The 18813-nt window shown below is 63.8% G+C and carries 11 protein-coding genes; 3 read left to right on the forward strand and 8 right to left on the reverse strand.

Annotation, left to right across the window (positions count from 1 at the left end; translation table 11 throughout):
• Nucleotides 1-18: 18 nt before the first annotated feature.
• Nucleotides 19-1446, forward strand: a complete 1428-nt coding sequence (locus tag BM70_RS0111545; protein WP_025856165.1) for a serine hydrolase — start codon at nucleotides 19-21, stop codon at nucleotides 1444-1446.
• Nucleotides 1447-1530: 84 nt separating this feature from the next.
• Here the strand turns inward: BM70_RS0111545 and BM70_RS0111550 are convergent, their stop codons facing one another.
• On the reverse strand, nucleotides 1531-4167 hold the full coding sequence (locus BM70_RS0111550; protein ID WP_025856166.1) for a glucosidase: 2637 nt from the start codon (nucleotides 4165-4167) through the stop codon (nucleotides 1531-1533).
• Nucleotides 4168-4236: 69 nt separating this feature from the next.
• Nucleotides 4237-5646, reverse strand: a complete 1410-nt coding sequence (locus BM70_RS0111555; protein ID WP_025856167.1) for an OprD family outer membrane porin — start codon at nucleotides 5644-5646, stop codon at nucleotides 4237-4239.
• A gap of 289 nt (nucleotides 5647-5935) precedes the next feature.
• On the opposite strand from BM70_RS0111555, the gene BM70_RS0111560 reads away from it, so the two are divergent.
• Nucleotides 5936-7312, forward strand: coding sequence for a VOC family protein (locus BM70_RS0111560; protein ID WP_025856168.1), 1377 nt, complete (start codon nucleotides 5936-5938; stop codon nucleotides 7310-7312).
• A 190-nt stretch (nucleotides 7313-7502) separates the two neighbouring features.
• On the opposite strand, the gene BM70_RS31210 is transcribed toward BM70_RS0111560, so the two are convergent.
• Nucleotides 7503-7784 (reverse strand): YdcH family protein, encoded by a 282-nt coding sequence (locus BM70_RS31210; protein ID WP_025856169.1) that lies wholly within the window; start codon nucleotides 7782-7784, stop codon nucleotides 7503-7505.
• A 175-nt stretch (nucleotides 7785-7959) separates the two neighbouring features.
• Here BM70_RS31210 and tkt point away from each other — a divergent pair, with 175 nt between their 5' ends.
• Nucleotides 7960-10017, forward strand: a complete 2058-nt coding sequence (gene tkt, locus BM70_RS0111570; protein WP_025856170.1) for a transketolase — start codon at nucleotides 7960-7962, stop codon at nucleotides 10015-10017.
• 100 nt (nucleotides 10018-10117) lie between these two features.
• Here tkt and uvrA read toward each other — a convergent pair whose 3' ends face one another.
• The 5 genes from uvrA to lexA all read right to left on the reverse strand — a co-directional run bounded on the left by uvrA (nucleotide 10118) and on the right by lexA (nucleotide 18787).
• Nucleotides 10118-12634 (reverse strand): excinuclease ABC subunit UvrA, encoded by a 2517-nt coding sequence (gene uvrA / locus BM70_RS0111575; RefSeq protein WP_025856171.1) that lies wholly within the window; start codon nucleotides 12632-12634, stop codon nucleotides 10118-10120.
• Nucleotides 12635-12936: 302 nt separating this feature from the next.
• Nucleotides 12937-16008 carry an error-prone DNA polymerase gene (locus BM70_RS0111580; protein WP_025856172.1) on the reverse strand — a complete coding sequence of 1024 codons (3072 nt, stop codon included), beginning with the start codon at nucleotides 16006-16008 and terminating at the stop codon, nucleotides 12937-12939.
• Nucleotides 16009-16135: 127 nt separating this feature from the next.
• A complete protein-coding gene (locus BM70_RS0111585) occupies nucleotides 16136-17548 on the reverse strand; it encodes a DNA polymerase Y family protein (protein WP_025856173.1) in 1413 nt (470 codons plus the stop codon).
• 7 nt (nucleotides 17549-17555) lie between these two features.
• Nucleotides 17556-18170, reverse strand: a complete 615-nt coding sequence (gene imuA, locus BM70_RS0111590; RefSeq protein ID WP_025856174.1) for a translesion DNA synthesis-associated protein ImuA — start codon at nucleotides 18168-18170, stop codon at nucleotides 17556-17558.
• Nucleotides 18170-18787 carry a transcriptional repressor LexA gene (gene lexA / locus BM70_RS0111595; protein WP_025856175.1) on the reverse strand — a complete coding sequence of 206 codons (618 nt, stop codon included), beginning with the start codon at nucleotides 18785-18787 and terminating at the stop codon, nucleotides 18170-18172. The genes imuA and lexA overlap by 1 nt, the downstream gene beginning before the upstream one ends.
• Between the last annotated feature and the right edge of the window lie 26 nt (nucleotides 18788-18813).

The raw sequence follows: 18813 nt of genomic DNA on the forward strand, positions 1-18813 counted from the left end.
CCCTTGCCGAGCCTTTTCATGCCCCTGATTTCCTACGATGGTTTGCCCCGCGCCAGCGCCAGCAGCCTTGGCGTTGACCCCGACCAGTTGATCGCTTTTCTCGACACCGTCAAGGCGGCCGGCCTCGACCTGCATGGTTTTATGCTGCACCGCCACGGCCATGTCGTCGCCGAAGGCTGGACCTGGCCCGTAGACCCCAACGAGCCACGCGTGCTGCACTCCATGGCCAAGAGCTTCACCGGTTGCGCCATCGGCCTGGCCATCGAAGAAGGCTTGCTGGCGCTGGACGATCGGCTGGTCACCTTCTTCCCTGACGACGTCCCCGCGCACGCCGACCCACGCCTGGCCGACATGACCGTCGAACACCTGCTGACCATGCGCACCGGCCACGCCGGCAACACCTCCGGCTCCGTCTGGCGCGGCATCAGCACCAGTTGGATCGCGGAATTCTTCAAGATCCCCCTGGCCTACGCACCGGGCACCGAATACGTCTACACCAGTGCGGCCAGCTACATGCTGTCGGCGCTGATCAACCGCGTCACCGGCCAGACCCTGCACGACTACCTCAAGCCGCGGCTGTTCCTCCCCTTGGATATTCACAACGAAACCTGGGACCTCGGCCCCGACGGCGTGAACCCCGGCGGCAATGGCCTCACCGCACCGGTGTCGGCCGCGCTGAAACTGGCCGTGCTGCATGCCCAGGACGGCGTATGGAATGGACAGCAGGTATTGCCAGCCGCCTGGGTCAAGGCCGCGACCCAACCCCAGGGTGGCCCGGATAGCCGTTATGGTTACCACTGGATGATGAAGCCCAGCGGGGCCTTCAGCGCGCTGGGAGTGTTTGTGCAGATGGCCGCGGTGTACCGCGAGTACGGCGCGACGCTGGTACTGGTGGGCGGGATGAAAAACTCGGCGGCGATCCTCCCGTTTGTCGAAGCGTATTTCCCGGCGGCGTTTGCCAGCGGTGGCAGCCCTGGCGCGGATGCACGCCTGGAACAGCGGCTGGCGAACATGGCCGAGCGCCCTGCACTGGTGTCTTTGTGTGCTGCGCCGGCAAATGCGAAGCGCGTGTTTGAAATGGCCGACAACGGGTTGGGTGTGCAGCAGTTGTCATTTGAGTTTGCGGGGGATGGCTTGACCTTCGAACTCAGCGACGGCCAGGCCACTCATACGTTGAAAGTGGGCGTTGATCACTGGCTCAGCGGCCTTACCAGCATGCCCGGCCGGGCGTTGCATCACGGTTATGAATTCAAGGACGCGCAGGTCGTGGCCGGTGCGCGCTGGCTGGATGAAAAGACCCTGGAGATGACCTGGATCTATCCGCAGACGGCATTCAGGGACCGGGTGGTGTGCGTGTTTGATGGGGATGGCGTGAGTTTTGCGCGCACGGTTAACGTCAACAGCGCGGAGCGCGAGCAGGAAGTGTTGAGCGGCAGATCGCTCTAAGCTATCTGCCCCCCCACTGCACCCTCTCGCCACACACCACAACACGCGCCCTAGCCACAGTAAACCCGCTCACCTCAAAGAGGCTTACGCCGCTGGCTGCAGTAACAATGCCACCAGCGCGCTCCATCCCGTCTGGTGGGACGCGCCCAGTCCGCGCCCGGTTTCTCCATGGAAATACTCGTGGAACAGCACCAAGTCACGGCTGGCCGGGTCTGTTTCCAGCTGGGCGTACCCTGCCATCGACGGCCTTGAGCCGTTTTCATCGCGTAGAAACAGGCGCGTCAGGCGCTGACTGAGGCTGTCGGCGACGTCCTCCAGGGAGGACAGGTAACCGCTGCCGGTCGGGTACTCCACCGAGAAGTTGTCCGCGTAGTAGCGGTGAAATTCCCGCAACGACTCGATCAGCATGTAGTTGACGGGCATCCACAGCGGCCCACGCCAGTTGGAGTTGCCGCCATACAGCCGCGAGTCGGATTCGCCGGGCTGATAGCGTGCGCTGAGGGTGTTGCCGTTCATCTTCAATGCCAGGGGCTGCTCGGCAAAGGCCTTGGACAAGGAACGCACGCCGAACGCCGAGAGGAACTCCTGCTCATCGAGCATGCGCCGCAGCAGGTCCTTGGTGCGCTCACCGCGCAGCAGCGCCAGCAACAGGCGGTTGCCCTGCCCTGGCTCGTTCCAGCGCGAGACCAGCTTGGCCAGGTCGGGCCGGTGCTTCATGAACCCCAGCAGGCGCTCGCGCAAACCTTCCAGGCCTTCATGCTCGCGCTGCTCCAGCACCAGCACGGCAAACAGCGGCATCAGCCCGACGATCGAGCGCAGGCGCACCGGCTCGTTCACGCCGTCGGGCCGGTGCAGCACGTCGTAGAAGAACAGGTCCTGCTCGTCCCACAAGCCTTCCGCGCTGTCGTCGACGCGGTTGATGGCGCCGGCGATGTACAGGAAATGCTCGAAGAACTTCACCGCGATGTCGACATACACCCCGTTGCGCTTGGCCAACTCCAGGCCGATACGCATCAAGTCCAGTGCATAGGCGGCGACCCACGCCGTGCCGTCGGCCTGGTCCAACTGGTAACCCGGCGGCAGCCCGGCCGAACGGTCGAACAAGGCGATATTGTCCAGCCCGAGGAAACCGCCCTGGAACAGGTTGCGCCCTTCGGCGTCCTTGCGGTTGACCCACCAGGAAAAATTCAGCAGCAGCTTGTGGAAGATCCGCTCGAGGAAATCCATATCGCCTACGCCAGTCAGCGCCTTGTCCTGCTGGTACACCCGCCAGCTGGCCCACGCGTGTACTGGCGGGTTGGCATCATCGAAGCGCCATTCATAGGCCGGCAACTGCCCGTTGGGGTGCATGAAGCGGTCTTTCACCAGCAGTAGCAGTTGCTGCTTGGCATACCCCGGATCGATCAGCGCCATGGCCACTGCCTGGAAGCCCTGGTCCCACGAGGCATACCACGGGTATTCCCAGGTGTCGGGCATGGAGAGGATGTCGAAATTCGACAGGTGCCGCCAATGGGTGTTGCGGATATGCAAGCGCTCGGCTGGCGGCGCGGGTTGTGCCGGGTCGCCGTCGAGCCATTGGTTGACGTCAAAGTAGTAAAGCTGCTTGGACCACAACAACCCCGCCAACGCCTGGCGTTGCACATTGCGGGCATCGTCGTCGCCGATGCGCTGTTGCAAGGCAGCGTAGAACTCATCGGCCTCCTGGCGACGCTGTTCGAACACCTTGCGGGCGTTGACCTGCGGCGCGTCCACGGGTGCAAAACGCAGGTAGACGGTTTTGCTTTCCAGGCCTGTCAGTTCGAGGATGAAACGCGCCGCGACTTTGGTGCCGCTGTCACGGCGAATCGCCGATTGAACACCCGCGACCACGTAATCATTGATCCCGTCCTTGAACGGCCCCGGCGCCGGCTGCCCATCCAACCGGGGGAAGTTGGTCTCGTTTTCGCAGAACAACCACTCCACCCCGTCCTGGCCCCAGGCACCGAGATGCCGATCAGGCAGCTCGGGATGGCGCGCCAGCACCTGCTCCCCGTCCATCTTCAACTGCGGCTTGTGCGCATCAAACGTCCAGCTCCAGTCATTGCGCGCCCACAGTTGGGGCATCACCTGCAAGCGGGTCGACTGGTCGGAGCGGTTGTGCACGGTGACGCGCATGAACAGGTCGTCGGGCTGGTGCTTGGCGTATTCGACGCTGATATCGCAGTAACGGTTGTCTTCGAACACGCCGGTATCGAGGATCTCGTACTCGGCATCCTCCAGGCCACGGCGGGCGTTCTCGCTGATCAGGTCGTCGTAGGGAAAGGCGGCATGCGGGTATTTGTAGAGCATGCGCATGTAGGCATGGCTCGGTACGCCATCGACGAAAAAGTACAGTTCCTTGACGTCTTCACCGTGGTTGCCCTCGGCGTTATTGAGGCCGAACAGGCGCTCCTTGATGATCGCATCGCGCTCGTTCCACAGGGCCAGGCCCAGGCACCAGCGTTGCGCCTTGTCGCTGAAACCGGCCAGGCCATCTTCGCCCCAGCGGTAGGCGCGGCTGCGCGCGTGTTCATGGGGGAAGTAAGTCCAGGCATCGCCATCGGCACTGTAGTCTTCGCGCACCGTGCCCCATTGGCGTTCGCTTAAATAAGGGCCCCACTCGCGCCAGCGCTCGGCATCCTGCGTCGCCAGGCGTTGGCCTTCGGTTGTATCAAGTATTCGGGTGTCGGGGGTGGCCGTCATTGGGTCCTCCATCGCCTACCGGGTGAGAGGCAGTGTAGAGCCCAATGACGTCCGGGTGCACATGAAGACTTAGAAGAGGGCGTACGTGTAGTTGAAGATCAGGCGGGTTTGGTCCTGGTCGGCGGTGCCGGTGTTCTTGCCGTGATAGGTACCGGTACGGAAGGTGGTACCGAAGCCTTTCAGAGGACCTGCCTGCACGACGTAGTCCAGGCGGAAGTCGGTTTCGTTTTCCTTCTGGTCAGGGCCCCCGGCGACCTTCGACTTGATATCCGAACCGTCCAGGTAAGCCACGGACGCCTTCAGGCCAGGCACGTAGGCCTTGAAGTCATAGGAGTACTGGCCAAAGTTGACCTGCTCGCCCGCGCGGGAGAACTGGCCGACCACGGCGTCGGTGAACAGGTAGAAGTCGCTGCCGCCGGCGCCTTGTGCGTGCGGGTCGGCCAGGCTGCCCTGGTTCACCCACACAAAGCCGCCGTCATCACCCACGCCAATGTGGCCGAGCATCAGGCTGCTGCCACCCAACTGGTAGGTGAAGGCTGCACTGTAGGTCTTGTTGTCCACTTCGTTGGCGTGCTTGGCGTAGCCGCCGTTGTTGTTGAACTGGTAGCCGCTTTCGCCGTTCTTGCCGTCGCTGGTGCTGTCGAAGTAGCGCAGGTCGGTCTTGAACGACTGGTCATTGCCCAGCGGCAGCACGTGGACCAGGCCGAAGTAGTTCTGTTTGTAGAAGTCCTGCAGTTGCGCGTAGTAGTACTGCAACGTCAGGTTTTTCGCGACGACGTTATCGGAAGAACCAAACGGCTTGTAGTCCACCCCGCCGAATTTGAAGCTGTCGCTGTCGCGGGTGCCGCCTGCCACGCTCAAGCCGGTGGAGTTGCTGGAGGCACGGCCTTCGGCGCGGTTCAGCTCACCACCGGTGAAGGTGACATTGGGAATGTCACTGGAGGTGAGGATGCCACCGTCAAAGGTCTGCGGGGCCACGCGGCTGTCGTTGGAAACCAGGATCGGCAACACCGGCGCCAAGCCGCCACCGACGTGCAACTCGGTCTGGGAAATGCGGAACTTCACATTGCCTGCCGCGCGGCCGAAGGAATCGGCAGGCTCGGTGCCGTTGTTCTTGGTCGGGAAGAAGCTGTTGCCGTTACCGGACAAGCCGGCACCGGCCGTGTGGCCATCGCCACCGTCCAGACGCAGGGCGCCGAAGGCCATGACGTCGAAACCGAGGCCAACGGTGCCTTGGGTGAAACCGGATTTGTAGTCAAAACGCAGCGCGGTGGCGGCTTCGCGCAGATCGTTGCTGGTCCCCGAGCGGTTGTCCGCGCTGTAGTACATGGTCCGCGAACTGACGGACGCATGGCTGTCTTCCAGGAAGCCGCTGTGACCGTTGCCCGTACCCAGAGAGCCGAGCCCGAAATCATCAGCGAATGCGTGTTGTGCAAGAACGGCGGCGGTGATCGACAACGCCAGTGTAGAAATTTTCATTAACGACGGCCCCTAAACATTTTTTTATGTGCGTGGTGTGCATAACGGCGTTTTCATCCTTGCAAACGTGACGATTCTTTCATGCCGACCGGGGCGGACTCCGTGAAGAATTAGTTAGGAAAACCGCGTGAAAATGAAATTTCACGAAGGCTGTTTTTTGTCATATTTACGTCATCTCATTCATTTGCAGAATGAAGTCCTGAAGAATCTTCGTTTGCCAGTCGGCCTGCAGCTCAACAAAATCCGGGCAAAGGCCACCTTCATCGCCATAGCCATCAGGAATTTTTCTATGCCCACCACCGCACATGTCAGCCCCGACGAGATCCGCAAGGGCTTTTCCAAGGCCATGTCCGACATGTACCGAGATGAAGTTCCACTTTACGGCGCACTGATGGAGCTGGTGGCCGAGACCAACGCCCGTGTGCTCGACACCGAGCCGCAGCTGGCGCAACAACTGCAACGTACCGGTGAAATCCAGCGCCTGGACATGGAGCGCCACGGCGCGATCCGTCTCGGCACCGCCGCAGAGCTGGCGACCATCAGCCGCCTGTTTGCCGTGATGGGCATGCAGCCGGTGGGCTACTACGACCTGACCCCGGCCGGCGTGCCGGTGCACTCCACCGCTTTTCGCGCCGTGCATGAGCAGGCGCTGCAAACCAGCCCGTTCCGGGTGTTCACCTCGTTATTGCGCCTGGAACTGATCGAAAACCCCGACCTGCGCGCCTTCGCCGAAGCCGCACTGGCCAAGCGCTCGATCTTCACCCCCGGCGCCTTGGCGCTGATCGAACACGCGGAAAAGCACGGTGGCCTCAACGCCGAGAACGCCGATGAATTTATCCGCCAGGCCCTGGAAACCTTCCGCTGGCACCACACCGCCACCGTCACTGGCGCGCAGTACCAGCAACTGAGCGACCAGCACCGCCTGATCGCCGACGTGGTCGCCTTCAAGGGCCCGCATATCAACCATCTGACCCCGCGCACCCTGGACATCGACCAGGTCCAGGCCGCCATGCCCGGCAAAGGCATCACCCCCAAAGCCGTGATCGAAGGCCCGCCCCGCCGTCGCTGCCCGATCCTGCTGCGCCAGACCAGCTTCAAGGCCCTCGACGAACCCATCGCCTTTACCGACGCCCAAGGCAGCCACAGCGCGCGCTTTGGCGAGATCGAACAGCGCGGCGTAGCCCTCACGCCCAAAGGCCGCGCCCTGTACGACCAATTGCTGAACGCCGCGCGCGACGAATTGGGCGCCTTCCCGAATGAGGGCAACGCCGCACGTTATGTCGAATTGATGGAACAGCACTTCCAGGCGTTCCCGGATAACCACGCGCAGATGCGTGAACAGGGCCTGGCGTACTTCCGCTACTTCGCCACCGAACGAGGTTTGGCGGCGCGCGGCACTGCCGCTCAACCGCGCACGCTGGAAGCACTGATCGCGGCCGGCCACATCGATGTGGAGCCGTTGGTGTATGAGGATTTTCTGCCGGTGAGCGCGGCGGGGATATTCCAGTCGAACCTGGGGGACGCGGCGCAGAGTCACTACGCGGCGAACTCGAACCAGGCTGAGTTCGAGAAGGCACTGGGGCGCCAGACAATTGATGAACTGAAGCTGTATGGCGAGACGCAGCAACGCTCGATCGATGAATGCACCAGGACGCTGCTGGCATGAAATGAAGTGCCCACCCGGCTCACCAGCGCAATCCTTGCGCCGCAACAGTCCCCAGAGCCGGGTGGGCGGTCGGCATGATAGGCAGTGAGAAGAATCCTGTCCCCCAGACAATTCTGAATAAATATGTCGGGCCCTTGCTGGAGCGAGCTTGCGCGCGAAAAAACGTTAACGATGACGCAGCGCATCAGGTTTATCGCGGCGTTCTCAAGTTTTTCGCGAGCAAGCTCGCTCCTACAGCGGGCTGTTCGGGGGTTAGCCTTTCCACGATGTCGTCTTTGATCAACAGCCGCTGCTTCTTCAGCCTCTCCACATCCTCATCGCTGGCGCTTGCCGACTCCGCCTTCAACACCTCCTTGTCAGCGTCGTCGTATTGAGTGAGCAGCGAGTCCAGGCGTTTGTCGCTCACCCTGCGTTCGTGAACGACTTCCTTGCTAAACCCCAAGTCCTGATACAGGTCGTGTTTCACTGGCATGGCGTACCTCCGCAAGTAGATCAATGGCTGACGCCCTTGAAGCTAGACCATTGCGAGGGGTCTTGTCATGTTCGGGGGCAATACAGCCCCGTTCGTCGCAGCGCAGGCGTTTGGATCAAACCTTTGCCGCGCCCTGCCCTCCACTCTAGATAGCCACCCGAGGGAGACCGGTTTCATGACGCATGCTGCCACCACTGTCGACACCCAATGCATCAACACTATCCGCACCCTGGCCATGGACGCCGTGCAGAAGGCCAATTCCGGCCATCCGGGCACGCCCATGGGCCTGGCGCCGGTGGGCTATACGCTGTGGAGTCGCTTCCTGCGCTACCACCCGCAGCATCCGGACTGGCCTAACCGCGACCGCTTTGTGCTGTCCGTGGGGCATGCGTCGATGTTGCTGTATTCGCTGTTGCACCTGGCCGGCGTGGTAGAGATCGACGCCCACGGCAAGCGTTCCGGCCAGCCGGCGATCAGCCTGGACGATATCAAGCAATTCCGCCAGGCCGACTCCAAGACCCCAGGGCATCCGGAGTACCGCATGACCACCGGGGTGGAAACCACCACCGGGCCACTGGGCCAGGGGTGCGCCAACAGCGTGGGCATGGCGATGGCGCAGCGCTGGTTGGCCGAGCGCTTCAACCGTAATGACAAGGTCTTGTTCGACTACAACGTCTACACCCTGTGCGGTGACGGCGACATGATGGAAGGCATCAGCAGCGAAGCCGCGTCGATGGCCGGGCATCTGAAGCTGGAGAACCTGTGCTGGATCTATGACAACAACACCATCAGCATCGAGGGCCACACGGAGCTGGCGTTCAGCGAGGACCTGATCAAGCGCTTCCAGGCGTACGGCTGGCACACCCTGCACGTGACTGACGCGAATGACTTGCAGGCGCTGAGCACCGCGCTGGAGACCTTCAAGAGCAACACCGGTGCGCCGACCCTGATTGTGGTCGACAGCGTCATCGGCTACGGCTCGCCGCACAAGCACAATACCGCCGCAGCCCACGGTGAACCGTTGGGCGATGACGAAATCCGCCTGACCAAAGCGGCCTATGGCTGGCCACAGGACTCGAGTTTCCTGGTACCCGACGAAGTCCGCACGGTGCTACGTGACGCGCTGGTCAAGCGCAGCCAGCCGCTGTATGAGGCCTGGCACCAGCACCTGTCGCAGCTTGAGCAATACGAGCCGGAACTGGCTGACGAACTGCGCCGCATGCGCGCCGGGGAAATGCCCGAGCATTGGCAGGATGATCTGCCGCACTTCGACAGCGACGCCAAGGGCGTGGCCAGCCGCGCCGCCGGGGGCGAAGTGCTGAATGCGTTTGCCCAGCAAATCCCCTGGCTGCTGGGCGGCTCGGCGGACTTGTCACCGTCGACCAAGACCAACCTCACCTTTGACGGTGCCGGCCGTTTCAGTGCCGACGACTACAGTGGGCGCAACCTGCACTTCGGCATTCGTGAACACGCCATGGGCGCAATCGCCAACGGGCTGGCGCTGTCCTACCTGCGGCCGTACACCTCGACGTTCCTGGTGTTCAGCGACTACATGAAACCGCCGATCCGCCTGGCGGCGATCATGGAGTTGCCGGTGGTGTTCGTGTTCACCCATGACTCGATTGGCGTGGGTGAAGATGGGCCGACACACCAGCCGATCGAACACCTCACGCAGTTGCGCGCCACGCCAGGGCTGTTGACGTTGCGGCCGGGCGATGCGAATGAAACCCTGGAGCTGTGGAAGGTGGCCCTGGCGCAAACCCATCGCCCGAGTTGCGTAGTGTTGTCGCGTCAGCCGTTGCCGACGCTGGATCGCACGAAGTACGCAGCGGCGTCCGGGGCGGCCAAGGGGGCTTATGTATTGGCCGGTGCTGATCATCCCGAGGTCCTGCTGTTGGCGACCGGCAGCGAAGTCGGCCTGGCCGTGGCGGCTTATGAGCAGTTGAAGACCGAAGGGATTGCCGCGCACGTGGTGTCCATGCCCAGCTGGGAATTGTTTGAAGACCAGGACCAGGCCTACCGCGACAGCGTGCTGCCGCCAGCGGTGAAGGCACGGGTGGTGGTGGAACAGGCAGGCCCATTGGGCTGGGACCGTTATGTGGGCCAGACCGGCGCCAAGGTGGTGATGAACAGCTTCGGTGCGTCCGCGCCGTTGGCCAAGTTGCAGGAGAAGTTCGGGTTTACCGTGGAAAACGTCGTGAAGCAGGCCAAGCAACAAATCCAACAGTCCTGACCCACAATGTGTAGGAGCCCGGCTTGCCGGCGATGGCGTTCTCAAGTTCTCCCTGGAACTCAAGGACGCGATCGCCGGCAAGCCGGGCGCCTAAAAGGATTTAGAGTTCTTTGGCCAGGAACGGCGCAGTCCGGCTTTTCTTGCTCGTCGCAACCTTCTGCGGCGTGCAGCTGACCACCACCTTACCCCCCAGATCCCCGGCCCCCGGCCCGATATCAATCACCCAGTCACTCTGCGCCACCACGCGCATCTCATGCTCCACCACAACCACCGTATGCCCCGCGTCCACCAAGTGGTTCAACTGGCTGAGCAAGCGGTCGACGTCGCGCGGATGCAAGCCGGTGGTGGGTTCATCCAGCACATACAAGGTCGCGCCCCGGGCATTGCGTTGCAGTTCGGTGGCCAGTTTGATGCGCTGCGCTTCGCCACCCGACAACTCGGTCGCCGGCTGGCCCAGGCGCAGGTATCCCAGGCCGATGTCCCGCAGCACCTGCAGCGAACGCAGCACTCCAGGCTGCTCGGCAAACACTTCTACCGCCTGTTCCACCGTCAGCCCCAGCACGTGGGCGATGCTCAAGCCTTGCCATTTGATCGCCAGGGTCTCGGGGTTGTAGCGCGCGCCGTGGCACGTCGGGCATGGCGCGTACACGCTGGGCATGAACAGCAATTCGACACTGACAAATCCCTCGCCCTCACAGTTCGGGCAACGGCCCTTGGCGACGTTGAAGGAGAACTGCCCGGCGTCGTAATCACGCTTCTTCGCCGCCGGCGTGGCCGCGAACAGTTTGCGCACGTTGTCGAACAGCCCGGTATAGGTCGCCAGGTTGGAGCGCGGGGTGCGACCGATGGGTTTCTGGTCTACCTGCACCAGGCGGCGGATCTGCTCCAGCCCGGCGCTGATCCGCCCGCCGCTGGTTTGCGGTGCGTCATCTTCCAGGCTCGGCTCTTCGTCGTTTTCCACCACGCGCCCAAGGCCTGCGCCCACCAGCTCCAACAGCGCCTGGCTGACCAGGCTGGACTTGCCCGAACCGGAAATCCCGGTGACCGCCGTGAAGCAGCCCAGCGGGAAATCGACGTTCAGGCCGTTGAGATTATTGCGCGTCACCCCTTCCAGTTTCAGCCACCCCGTGGGCTCGCGACGCTGCTGATTCGCCACGCGCTTGTCGGCAAACAGATACTCACGAGTCTGCGACGCCTCCACGTCCGCCAGCCCCGCGGGCGGGCCGCTGTACAGGACCTGCCCACCGTGCTCGCCGGCGGCCGGGCCGACATCGATCAGCCAGTCGGCACGGCGCATGGTTTCCAGGTCATGCTCCACCACAAACAACGAATTGCCTGCGGCCTTCAAGCGTTCAAGCGCGGTGAACAAGGCTTCGCCATCCGCCGGATGCAAGCCTGCCGAGGGTTCATCGAGCACGTAGATCACGCCAAACAGCTGCGAGCCCAATTGGGTGGCCAGGCGCAAGCGCTGCAGCTCGCCCGATGACAGCGTTGGTGTACTGCGTTCCAGGGACAAATAACCCAACCCCAGTTCGGTCAAGGTGCTGACCCGCTCAAGCAGGTCCTGGGCGATACGCTGCGCGGCCAGGCGTTTTTCCACCGACAGTTTCATCTTGTCCTGCCCCGCCGCTACCGGCCGCAACAGTTCTGCCAATTGCGCCAACGGCAGTTGCGACAACTCACCAATGTCGACGCCGGCAAACTTCACCGACAACGCCGCCTTGGTCAGCCGCTTGCCGTCGCACAGCGGGCAGGCGCTGCCCTGCATGAACTGCGAGACGCGCTTTTTCATCAGTGCGCTTTGGGTGTGGGTGAAGGTGTGCAGGATGTAGCGCCGGGCGCCACTGAACGTGCCTTGGTAACTCGGTTCGAGCTTGCGCTTGAGCGCCTCGAGGGTCTGCTCGGGGGTGAAGCCGGCGTACACCGGGACGGTGGGGGTTTCTTCGGTGAACAGGATCCAGTCGCGCTGCTTTTTCGGCAGCTCGCGCCAGGGAATGTCCACGTCATAGCCCAGGGTCACCAGGATGTCGCGCAGGTTCTGGCCCTGCCACGCCAGCGGCCAGGAAGCCACCGCGCGTTGGCGAATGGTCAACGACGGATCGGGCACCATCAGCGCCTCGGTCACTTCATACACGCGGCCCAGGCCATGGCATTGCGGGCAGGCGCCTTGAGGCAGGTTGGGCGAAAAGTCCTCGGCATACAGCATCGCCTGGCCCGGCGGGTAACTGCCGGCACGGGAATACAGCATGCGGATCAGGCTCGACAGTGTGGTCACGCTGCCCACCGACGAGCGCGCACTTGGCGTACCGCGCTGCTGTTGCAGGGCCACGGCGGGCGGCAGGCCTTCGATGCTGTCCACATCCGGCACACCGACCTGGTCGATCAGGCGCCGCGCATACGGTGCCACCGACTCGAAATAACGCCGCTGGGCTTCGGCATACACCGTGGAAAAGGCCAGGGACGACTTGCCCGACCCCGACACCCCGGTGAAGACCACCAAAGCGTCCCGTGGGATGTCCACATCAACGTTATGCAGGTTATGTTCGCGGGCACCGCGCACACGGACAAAGCCGTATTGCAGGGCAGTGATCGGAGGGATATCGCGCTGTGAAGTCATGTGCAACCTTGTCGGACAGAGAGCACGCGGCGCACCCGTTGCGTCAAGGCGTCGGGGCTCTAGGGCTTGCTCAGCAGATGAATGTCAGGACCAGCAGATACGGAGGCTGGCTTCCGGCGAAAACCGAGTCACTGTCGTTGTCGATCATGTACCCGCCCAGCCTTCACCACCATGGGTGCACACAAGCATGGCATGGTTGGGCCTGTGCAAAGAGAGGACGGGCGCAAAATTTTGAGCGCGCGTGAGGCGGATGGTTTCATCTCATATGACGCAGGGGGTAATAAGCGCAGAAGCCGCTGGCCTCAGTGAAAATCCCGACTGCGCACATGGATGCCTTCCAGCAGCGGCGTCAGGTCGGTCAAACGCCCGGCGATCAAGTGCCGCACCTCGCCCACCGCCTCCCAGCGCCCATCCACTTTCAGCAGCCGCGCCCCCACCAGCGCCTGGCGTTGGCGCTCGGCCAGGTCGCGCCAGACCACCACGTTAAGGTTACCGAACTCATCTTCCAGGGTCACGAAGGTCACGCCGCTGGCGGTCCCTGGGCGCTGGCGGCCCGTCACCAAGCCGGCGACGCTGACAGGGCGACCGTGCTCGACCGCCCTCAGCTCCTGCGAACTGCGGCAACGGCGCTTGCGCAACTCGGCGCGCAACAGCGCCAGCGGATGCGGGCCCAGGGTGGTGCCGACCGTAGCGTAGTCGGCGTGCAGGTCCTCGCCCACCGTCGGCGCGGGCAGCTCCACCACGGCTTCATCGGGGCTCGGCAGGCCGGCAAACAACCCCAGTTGCTTGTGCACGCCGGCCACCTCCCAGCGCGCCTTGTGGCGGTTGCCGGCCAGGGCCCGCAAGGCGCCGGCATCCGCCAGCAATGCCTGGGCGCGCGCATCCAGCCCGGCGCGGTCGTCCAGGTCGGCAATGTCGCTGAAAGCCCGACGCTGACGCGCCGCTTCGATACGCCGCCCGTCCTCTTCGCGAAACCCCGAGATCATGCGCAAGCCCAGGCGAATCGCAGGCTGCGCAGCGTCGATGGGTTCCAGGCTGCAATCCCAGTCGCTGGCCTGTACATCCACCGGACGAATCTGCAAGCGATGGCGCCGCGCATCCTGCAGGATCTGGTCCGGGCTGTAGAAGCCCATGGGCCAGCTGTTGATCAGCGCACAGGCAAACGCGGCCGGTTCATGGCACTTGAGCCAGCAACTGGCGTAGGTCAGCAAGGCGAAACTGGCCGCGTGGGACTCGGGAAAGCCATAGCTGCCAAAGCCCTTGATCTGCTCGAAGATCTGCGCGGCAAAAGCTTCGCTGTAGCCCTTTTTCAGCATGCCGGTGCGCAAGCGTTGCTGGTGCGGCTCCAGGCCGCCGTGACGTTTCCAGGCGGCCATGGAGCGGCGCAACTGGTCGGCCTCGCCGGGACTATAGTCGGCGGCGACCATGGCGATCTGCATCACTTGCTCCTGGAACAACGGGATGCCCAGGGTGCGCTTCAGCACCACTTCCAGCTCCGGTGACGGATAAGTGACTTCTTCTTCCTTGTTACGCCGACGCAAATACGGGTGCACCATGCCGCCCTGGATCGGCCCGGGCCGCACGATGGCGACCTCGATCACCAGGTCATAGAACGTCTGCGGCTTGAGCCTTGGCAGCATTGACATCTGCGCCCGCGACTCGATCTGGAACACGCCAATGGTGTCGGCCTTGCTGATCATTGCGTAGGTGGCCGGGTCGTCCTTGGGGATGTCCGCCAGGGAAAAGCCCCGGTTGCGAAGGCGGCGCAGCAGATCGAAGCAGCGGCGGATCGCGCTGAGCATGCCCAGGGCGAGAATATCCACCTTGAGCAGGCCGACGGCGTCGAGGTCGTCCTTGTCCCACTGGATGATGGTGCGCTCGGCCATGGCGGCGTTTTCCACCGGCACCAGGGTGTCCAGCGGGTATTCGGAAATCACGAAGCCGCCGGGGTGCTGGGACAGGTGCCGGGGGAAGCCGATCAATTGCTGGGTCAGCGTGAGCACACGTCGCAGGATCGGGCTTTGCGGGTCGAAGCCGCCTTCGCGCAAGCGCTCCAGGGGCGGTGCGTCATCGCTCCAGCGCCCGCAGCATTCGGCCAGCGCGTTGATCTGGTCCGGCGGCAGCCCGAGGGCCTTGGCCACATCGCGCACCGCGCCGGCCGCGTGGTAGCTGCTGACCACCGCCGTCAATGCGGCACGGGTGCGGCCGTAGCGCTGGAACACGTACTGCAGCACTTCTTCGCGGCGCTCGTGCTCGAAGTCCACGTCGATGTCCGGCGGTTCGTTACGCTCCTTGGACAGGAAGCGCTCGAACAGCATGCTCGTCAGGCTCGGATTGATCTCAGTGATGCCCAAGGCAAAGCACACCGCCGAGTTGGCCGCCGAGCCCCGGCCCTGGCAGAGGATCGAACGGCTGCGGGCGAAGCGCACGATGTCGTGCACCGTGAGGAAATAACTTTCGTAGCCCAGTTCGCTGATCAGCGCCAGCTCGCTGTTGATTTGTTGCAGGGTCTTGGCATCGACCCCCTGGGGCCAGCGTTGGGCGATGCCCTCTTCGGTCACGGCGCGCAACCAGGATTTGGCGTCATAGCCACTGGGCACCAGTTCGCGTGGGTAGTGGTAGCGCAATTGGCTGAGGTCGAAGGTGCAACGACGGGCAATGGCCTGGGTCTCGTCGAGCAAGCGTTGCGGGTACAACGCGGCCAGGGCGTCGAGGCTGCGCAGATGGCGCTCGCCATTGGGGTGCAGGCGCGTGCCGGCCTCGGCCACCGATACGTGATGGCGGATGGCGGTCATGGTGTCTTGCAGCGCCCGGCGACCGCGTGCATGCATATGCACATCGCCGCAGGCTACGGCGGGAATGTGCAGGCTGGCGGCGAGGTCCAGGCGGTGTTCCAGGTGCCGCGCATCGTCCTGGCCGCAGTGCAGGTGCACCGCCAGCCACAGGCGTTCGGTGAAGGTGCGGCGTAGCCATTGGATCGAGGCCTGGGTGTCGCTGTCTTCGGCGACCCACAACGCCAGCAGGCCGGGCAGCGGTTGTTCGAAGTCTTCGTGCAGCAGGCGATAACGGCCTTTTTCGGCACGCCGCCGGGCCAGTGTGATCAAACGGCACAGGTGCTGGTAGCCGATGAGGTCTTCCACCAGCAGCACCAGTTTCGGACCGTTCTCGATGCGCACCTCGCTGCCGATGATCAACGGCAAATCCACCGCCTTCGCCGCCTGCCAGGCGCGCACGATACCGGCCAAGGTGCACTCGTCGGTGATCGCCAGGGCGCTATAGCCTTGGCGCTTGGCCCGCTCGAACAGCTCCAGCGCACTGGACGCACCGCGCTGGAAGCTGAAGTTGGACAGGCAGTGCAACTCGGCGTAACTCATGATCGCTACTGCCCGTAGGCGCTGGCTTGCCAGCGATGGTCGTTAACGGTGGCGTGGGCTCCCAGAGGGAACGCGGTGCCTGTGCGATTTTCGCCGGCAAGCCGGCTCCTACAAGGGGGGGTAGTGTTCATGAGAACCAGCCTTGCAGCCATAGCCCATCGGTCTGCCCTAGGGTGCGGTAGGCCCAGCCTTGCTGGCCGGCGCGGGTCTGGATCAGGTAGTAGTCGCGGCGGATATCGGCACCGTCCCACCAGCCGGATTCGATGCGCTCCGGGCCCATCAGGATCTGTACGCCCTGCTCGGCCAGCAAGGTCGGCTCATTCAGCAGCCAACCGGGGCGTCGCACCCTGTTCAGGCTCGGGCACGGACTTTTATCCGCCGTCGCTTGCCAGGCGCATTCGGGCCGGTGGTCGGCGTGAAAGCGCAGGCCCTGCACAGCCTCATCCCCCAGGCGAGCACGCAGGCGCTCGCGCAATTGCTCCCAGGGCAAGGTCTGTTGCGGGCGGTCGTCGAACAGGTCCTGGCGCTGCGGCACGAACACCGGCAGGTCCTGGGCCACCAGGCGAAAACCGCGCACCGGCGAGGTGACTTGGACGTGCTCCAGGCGCCCCCGGGCCAATTCAAACAGCATCGCCGGTTCGCGTTCGGCGCTGAGCAGGCCGACCTTGATCACCGTGTCCGGCACCTGCGCGTGTTCCAGGTGCAGGTCGAAGCGTTGCACGCCACTGTCGCGGCCACAGAGGAAGGCGGACAGATCACCGGTCAGGCGGCGCAGGGGAAACAGCAACGCCTGATGGGATTGCACGTCGAAATTCAGCTCGATGCGCACGTCGAACTGGTCCGGCGGCTGATAAAACGCCAGGGCCAGCGGCCGCTGCCCGGTCAGTGCATCCAGGTGCCTGAGCAGGCTGGCATCAAAGCGTCGCGCCAAGGTGTGCCGAGGCAGCGCCTGCACGTGGGCCAGGGTGCGCAGGCCCATGCGCGACAAGGCCGTGGCGGCCTGCGGGTCGAGGCCCGCGCGGTCGATGGGCAGCGGCGCCAGCGCCTGCATCAAGCCGTCATCCTGCACCGCCAGGCCATCGTAGATATTCGCCAGTACCCGTGCCGCTGCTGGGTTGGGTGCGGCAACGATACGGTGACGAAAGCCCAGCTCGCTCAACGCCTTGCGCAAGCGCGCTTCGAACTGCGGCCATGGCCCGAACAAGCCCAGGCTCGACTCGATTTCGAACAACAAGGCACGCGGGTAATACAGGCTGACCTGGGAACTGAACTGATAGGCCCAGGCGGCCAGGAATTGTTGGTGACGTTCGATCTCGGCCGGGTCGTATTCGGCGCAGGCAAAGGTCTTGACCAGGGCATGCGCCGCGGTCAGGGATTGGCCGGGGCGCAGGCCCAAGGCGCGGGCCGCGTCATTGACCGCTTGCAGCACACGTCGCTGCGGCGTGCCGGCCAGCAGGACCAGCGGTTGGGCAGGTTCGGGATGCACGCGCAGCACTCCGTCCAGCGCCAATTGCGGGAAAACAATACACACCCAGCGCATGGCAACCTCAATGCCCCGCCAGCGCAATCGGCGCCGGGTGGGCCAGCCCGCCCCGGCACTTGAGCACCCTTACTTGAGCGGGTTTGGCTTCGACCGCCAGACGCAAAGCCGCGGGCGAAGAATTGACCGCCTCACTCAAGGCACGCCAGGCAAACGCCAGGGTCTGCCCGGTCTCTGCCGCGACTTGCAGGCGCCGCAGCGCCCGGTCGTCGGCCTTGCGCGGCCAGCACAACACCGCGCCGCAACTGCCGGAACGCAGGCACTGCTCCACTGCCCACAGGGCATCGCGCTCCTCGGCCTGGATCACCGAGAGCAGACGCAAATCCACCCCGGCGTTCTGCCAGGCATGGGGGTACGGCGTATAGGGCGGCGCGACCAATACAATGCGCTCCCCCGCCGCCGACAAACGCGCCAGGGTCGGCAGCACCAATTGCAACTCGCCCACGCCGTCCTTGGCCATGAGGATTTCACTCAAGGCCGCCTCCGGCCAGCCGCCCGTGGGCAACACTGCATCCAGCGCCGCCAGCCCAGTGGGGTGGACGCTGGCCGGTGGCACGGCGGGCCGGCCCTTCCAGACGCGCCCACCGTTGAACAGCGCGTCAAGGGCAACCACGGCGCCCATCAGCCTTGCCTCACCAGGCCGCAGAACACCCCTTCGATGGCCAGGTCCTGATCGGGCCCGACCACGATGGGCTGGTACGCGGGGTTGCGCGGCAGCAAGCGCACACGGTCACCACTGCGTTCAAAGCGCTTGATGGTCACTTCGCCGTCCAGGCGCGCTACCACAATCTGCCCGTTCAAGGCCTCGGCACTCCGACGTACGCCGACCAGGTCACCGTCGAGGATGCCGTCCTCGATCATCGAGTCGCCCTGCACCCGCAACAGGTAATCCGGGGTTTTCGCGAAGGTCGACGGGTCCAGTTGCAGGCGGCTGTGCACTTCGGCATCGGCACCGATGGGCAAGCCTGCGGCGACCCGGCCCAGCACCGGCACATCCAGCCATTCCGGGCGCGCCGGTTGGTTGAGCAGGCGAATGCCACGGGCCTGGTTGGGGTTGACCTCGATAAAACCGGCTTCAGTCAGTGCCAGCACATGCTTGCGCGCCACGCTGCGCGAGGCAAAGCCGAACGCCTCGGCGATCTCGGCAAGGCTGGGAGGTTGGCCCTGCTGCGCGATACGGTCGCGGATAAACGTCAGGATGGCGGTACGGCGGGGAGTTAGAGTCGTCATGGAGTACATTTGTACTCCTGTGGGAAATTTCTGAC

The organism is Pseudomonas sp. CHM02, from assembly GCF_000612585.1.
Lineage (GTDB): Bacteria > Pseudomonadota > Gammaproteobacteria > Pseudomonadales > Pseudomonadaceae > Aquipseudomonas.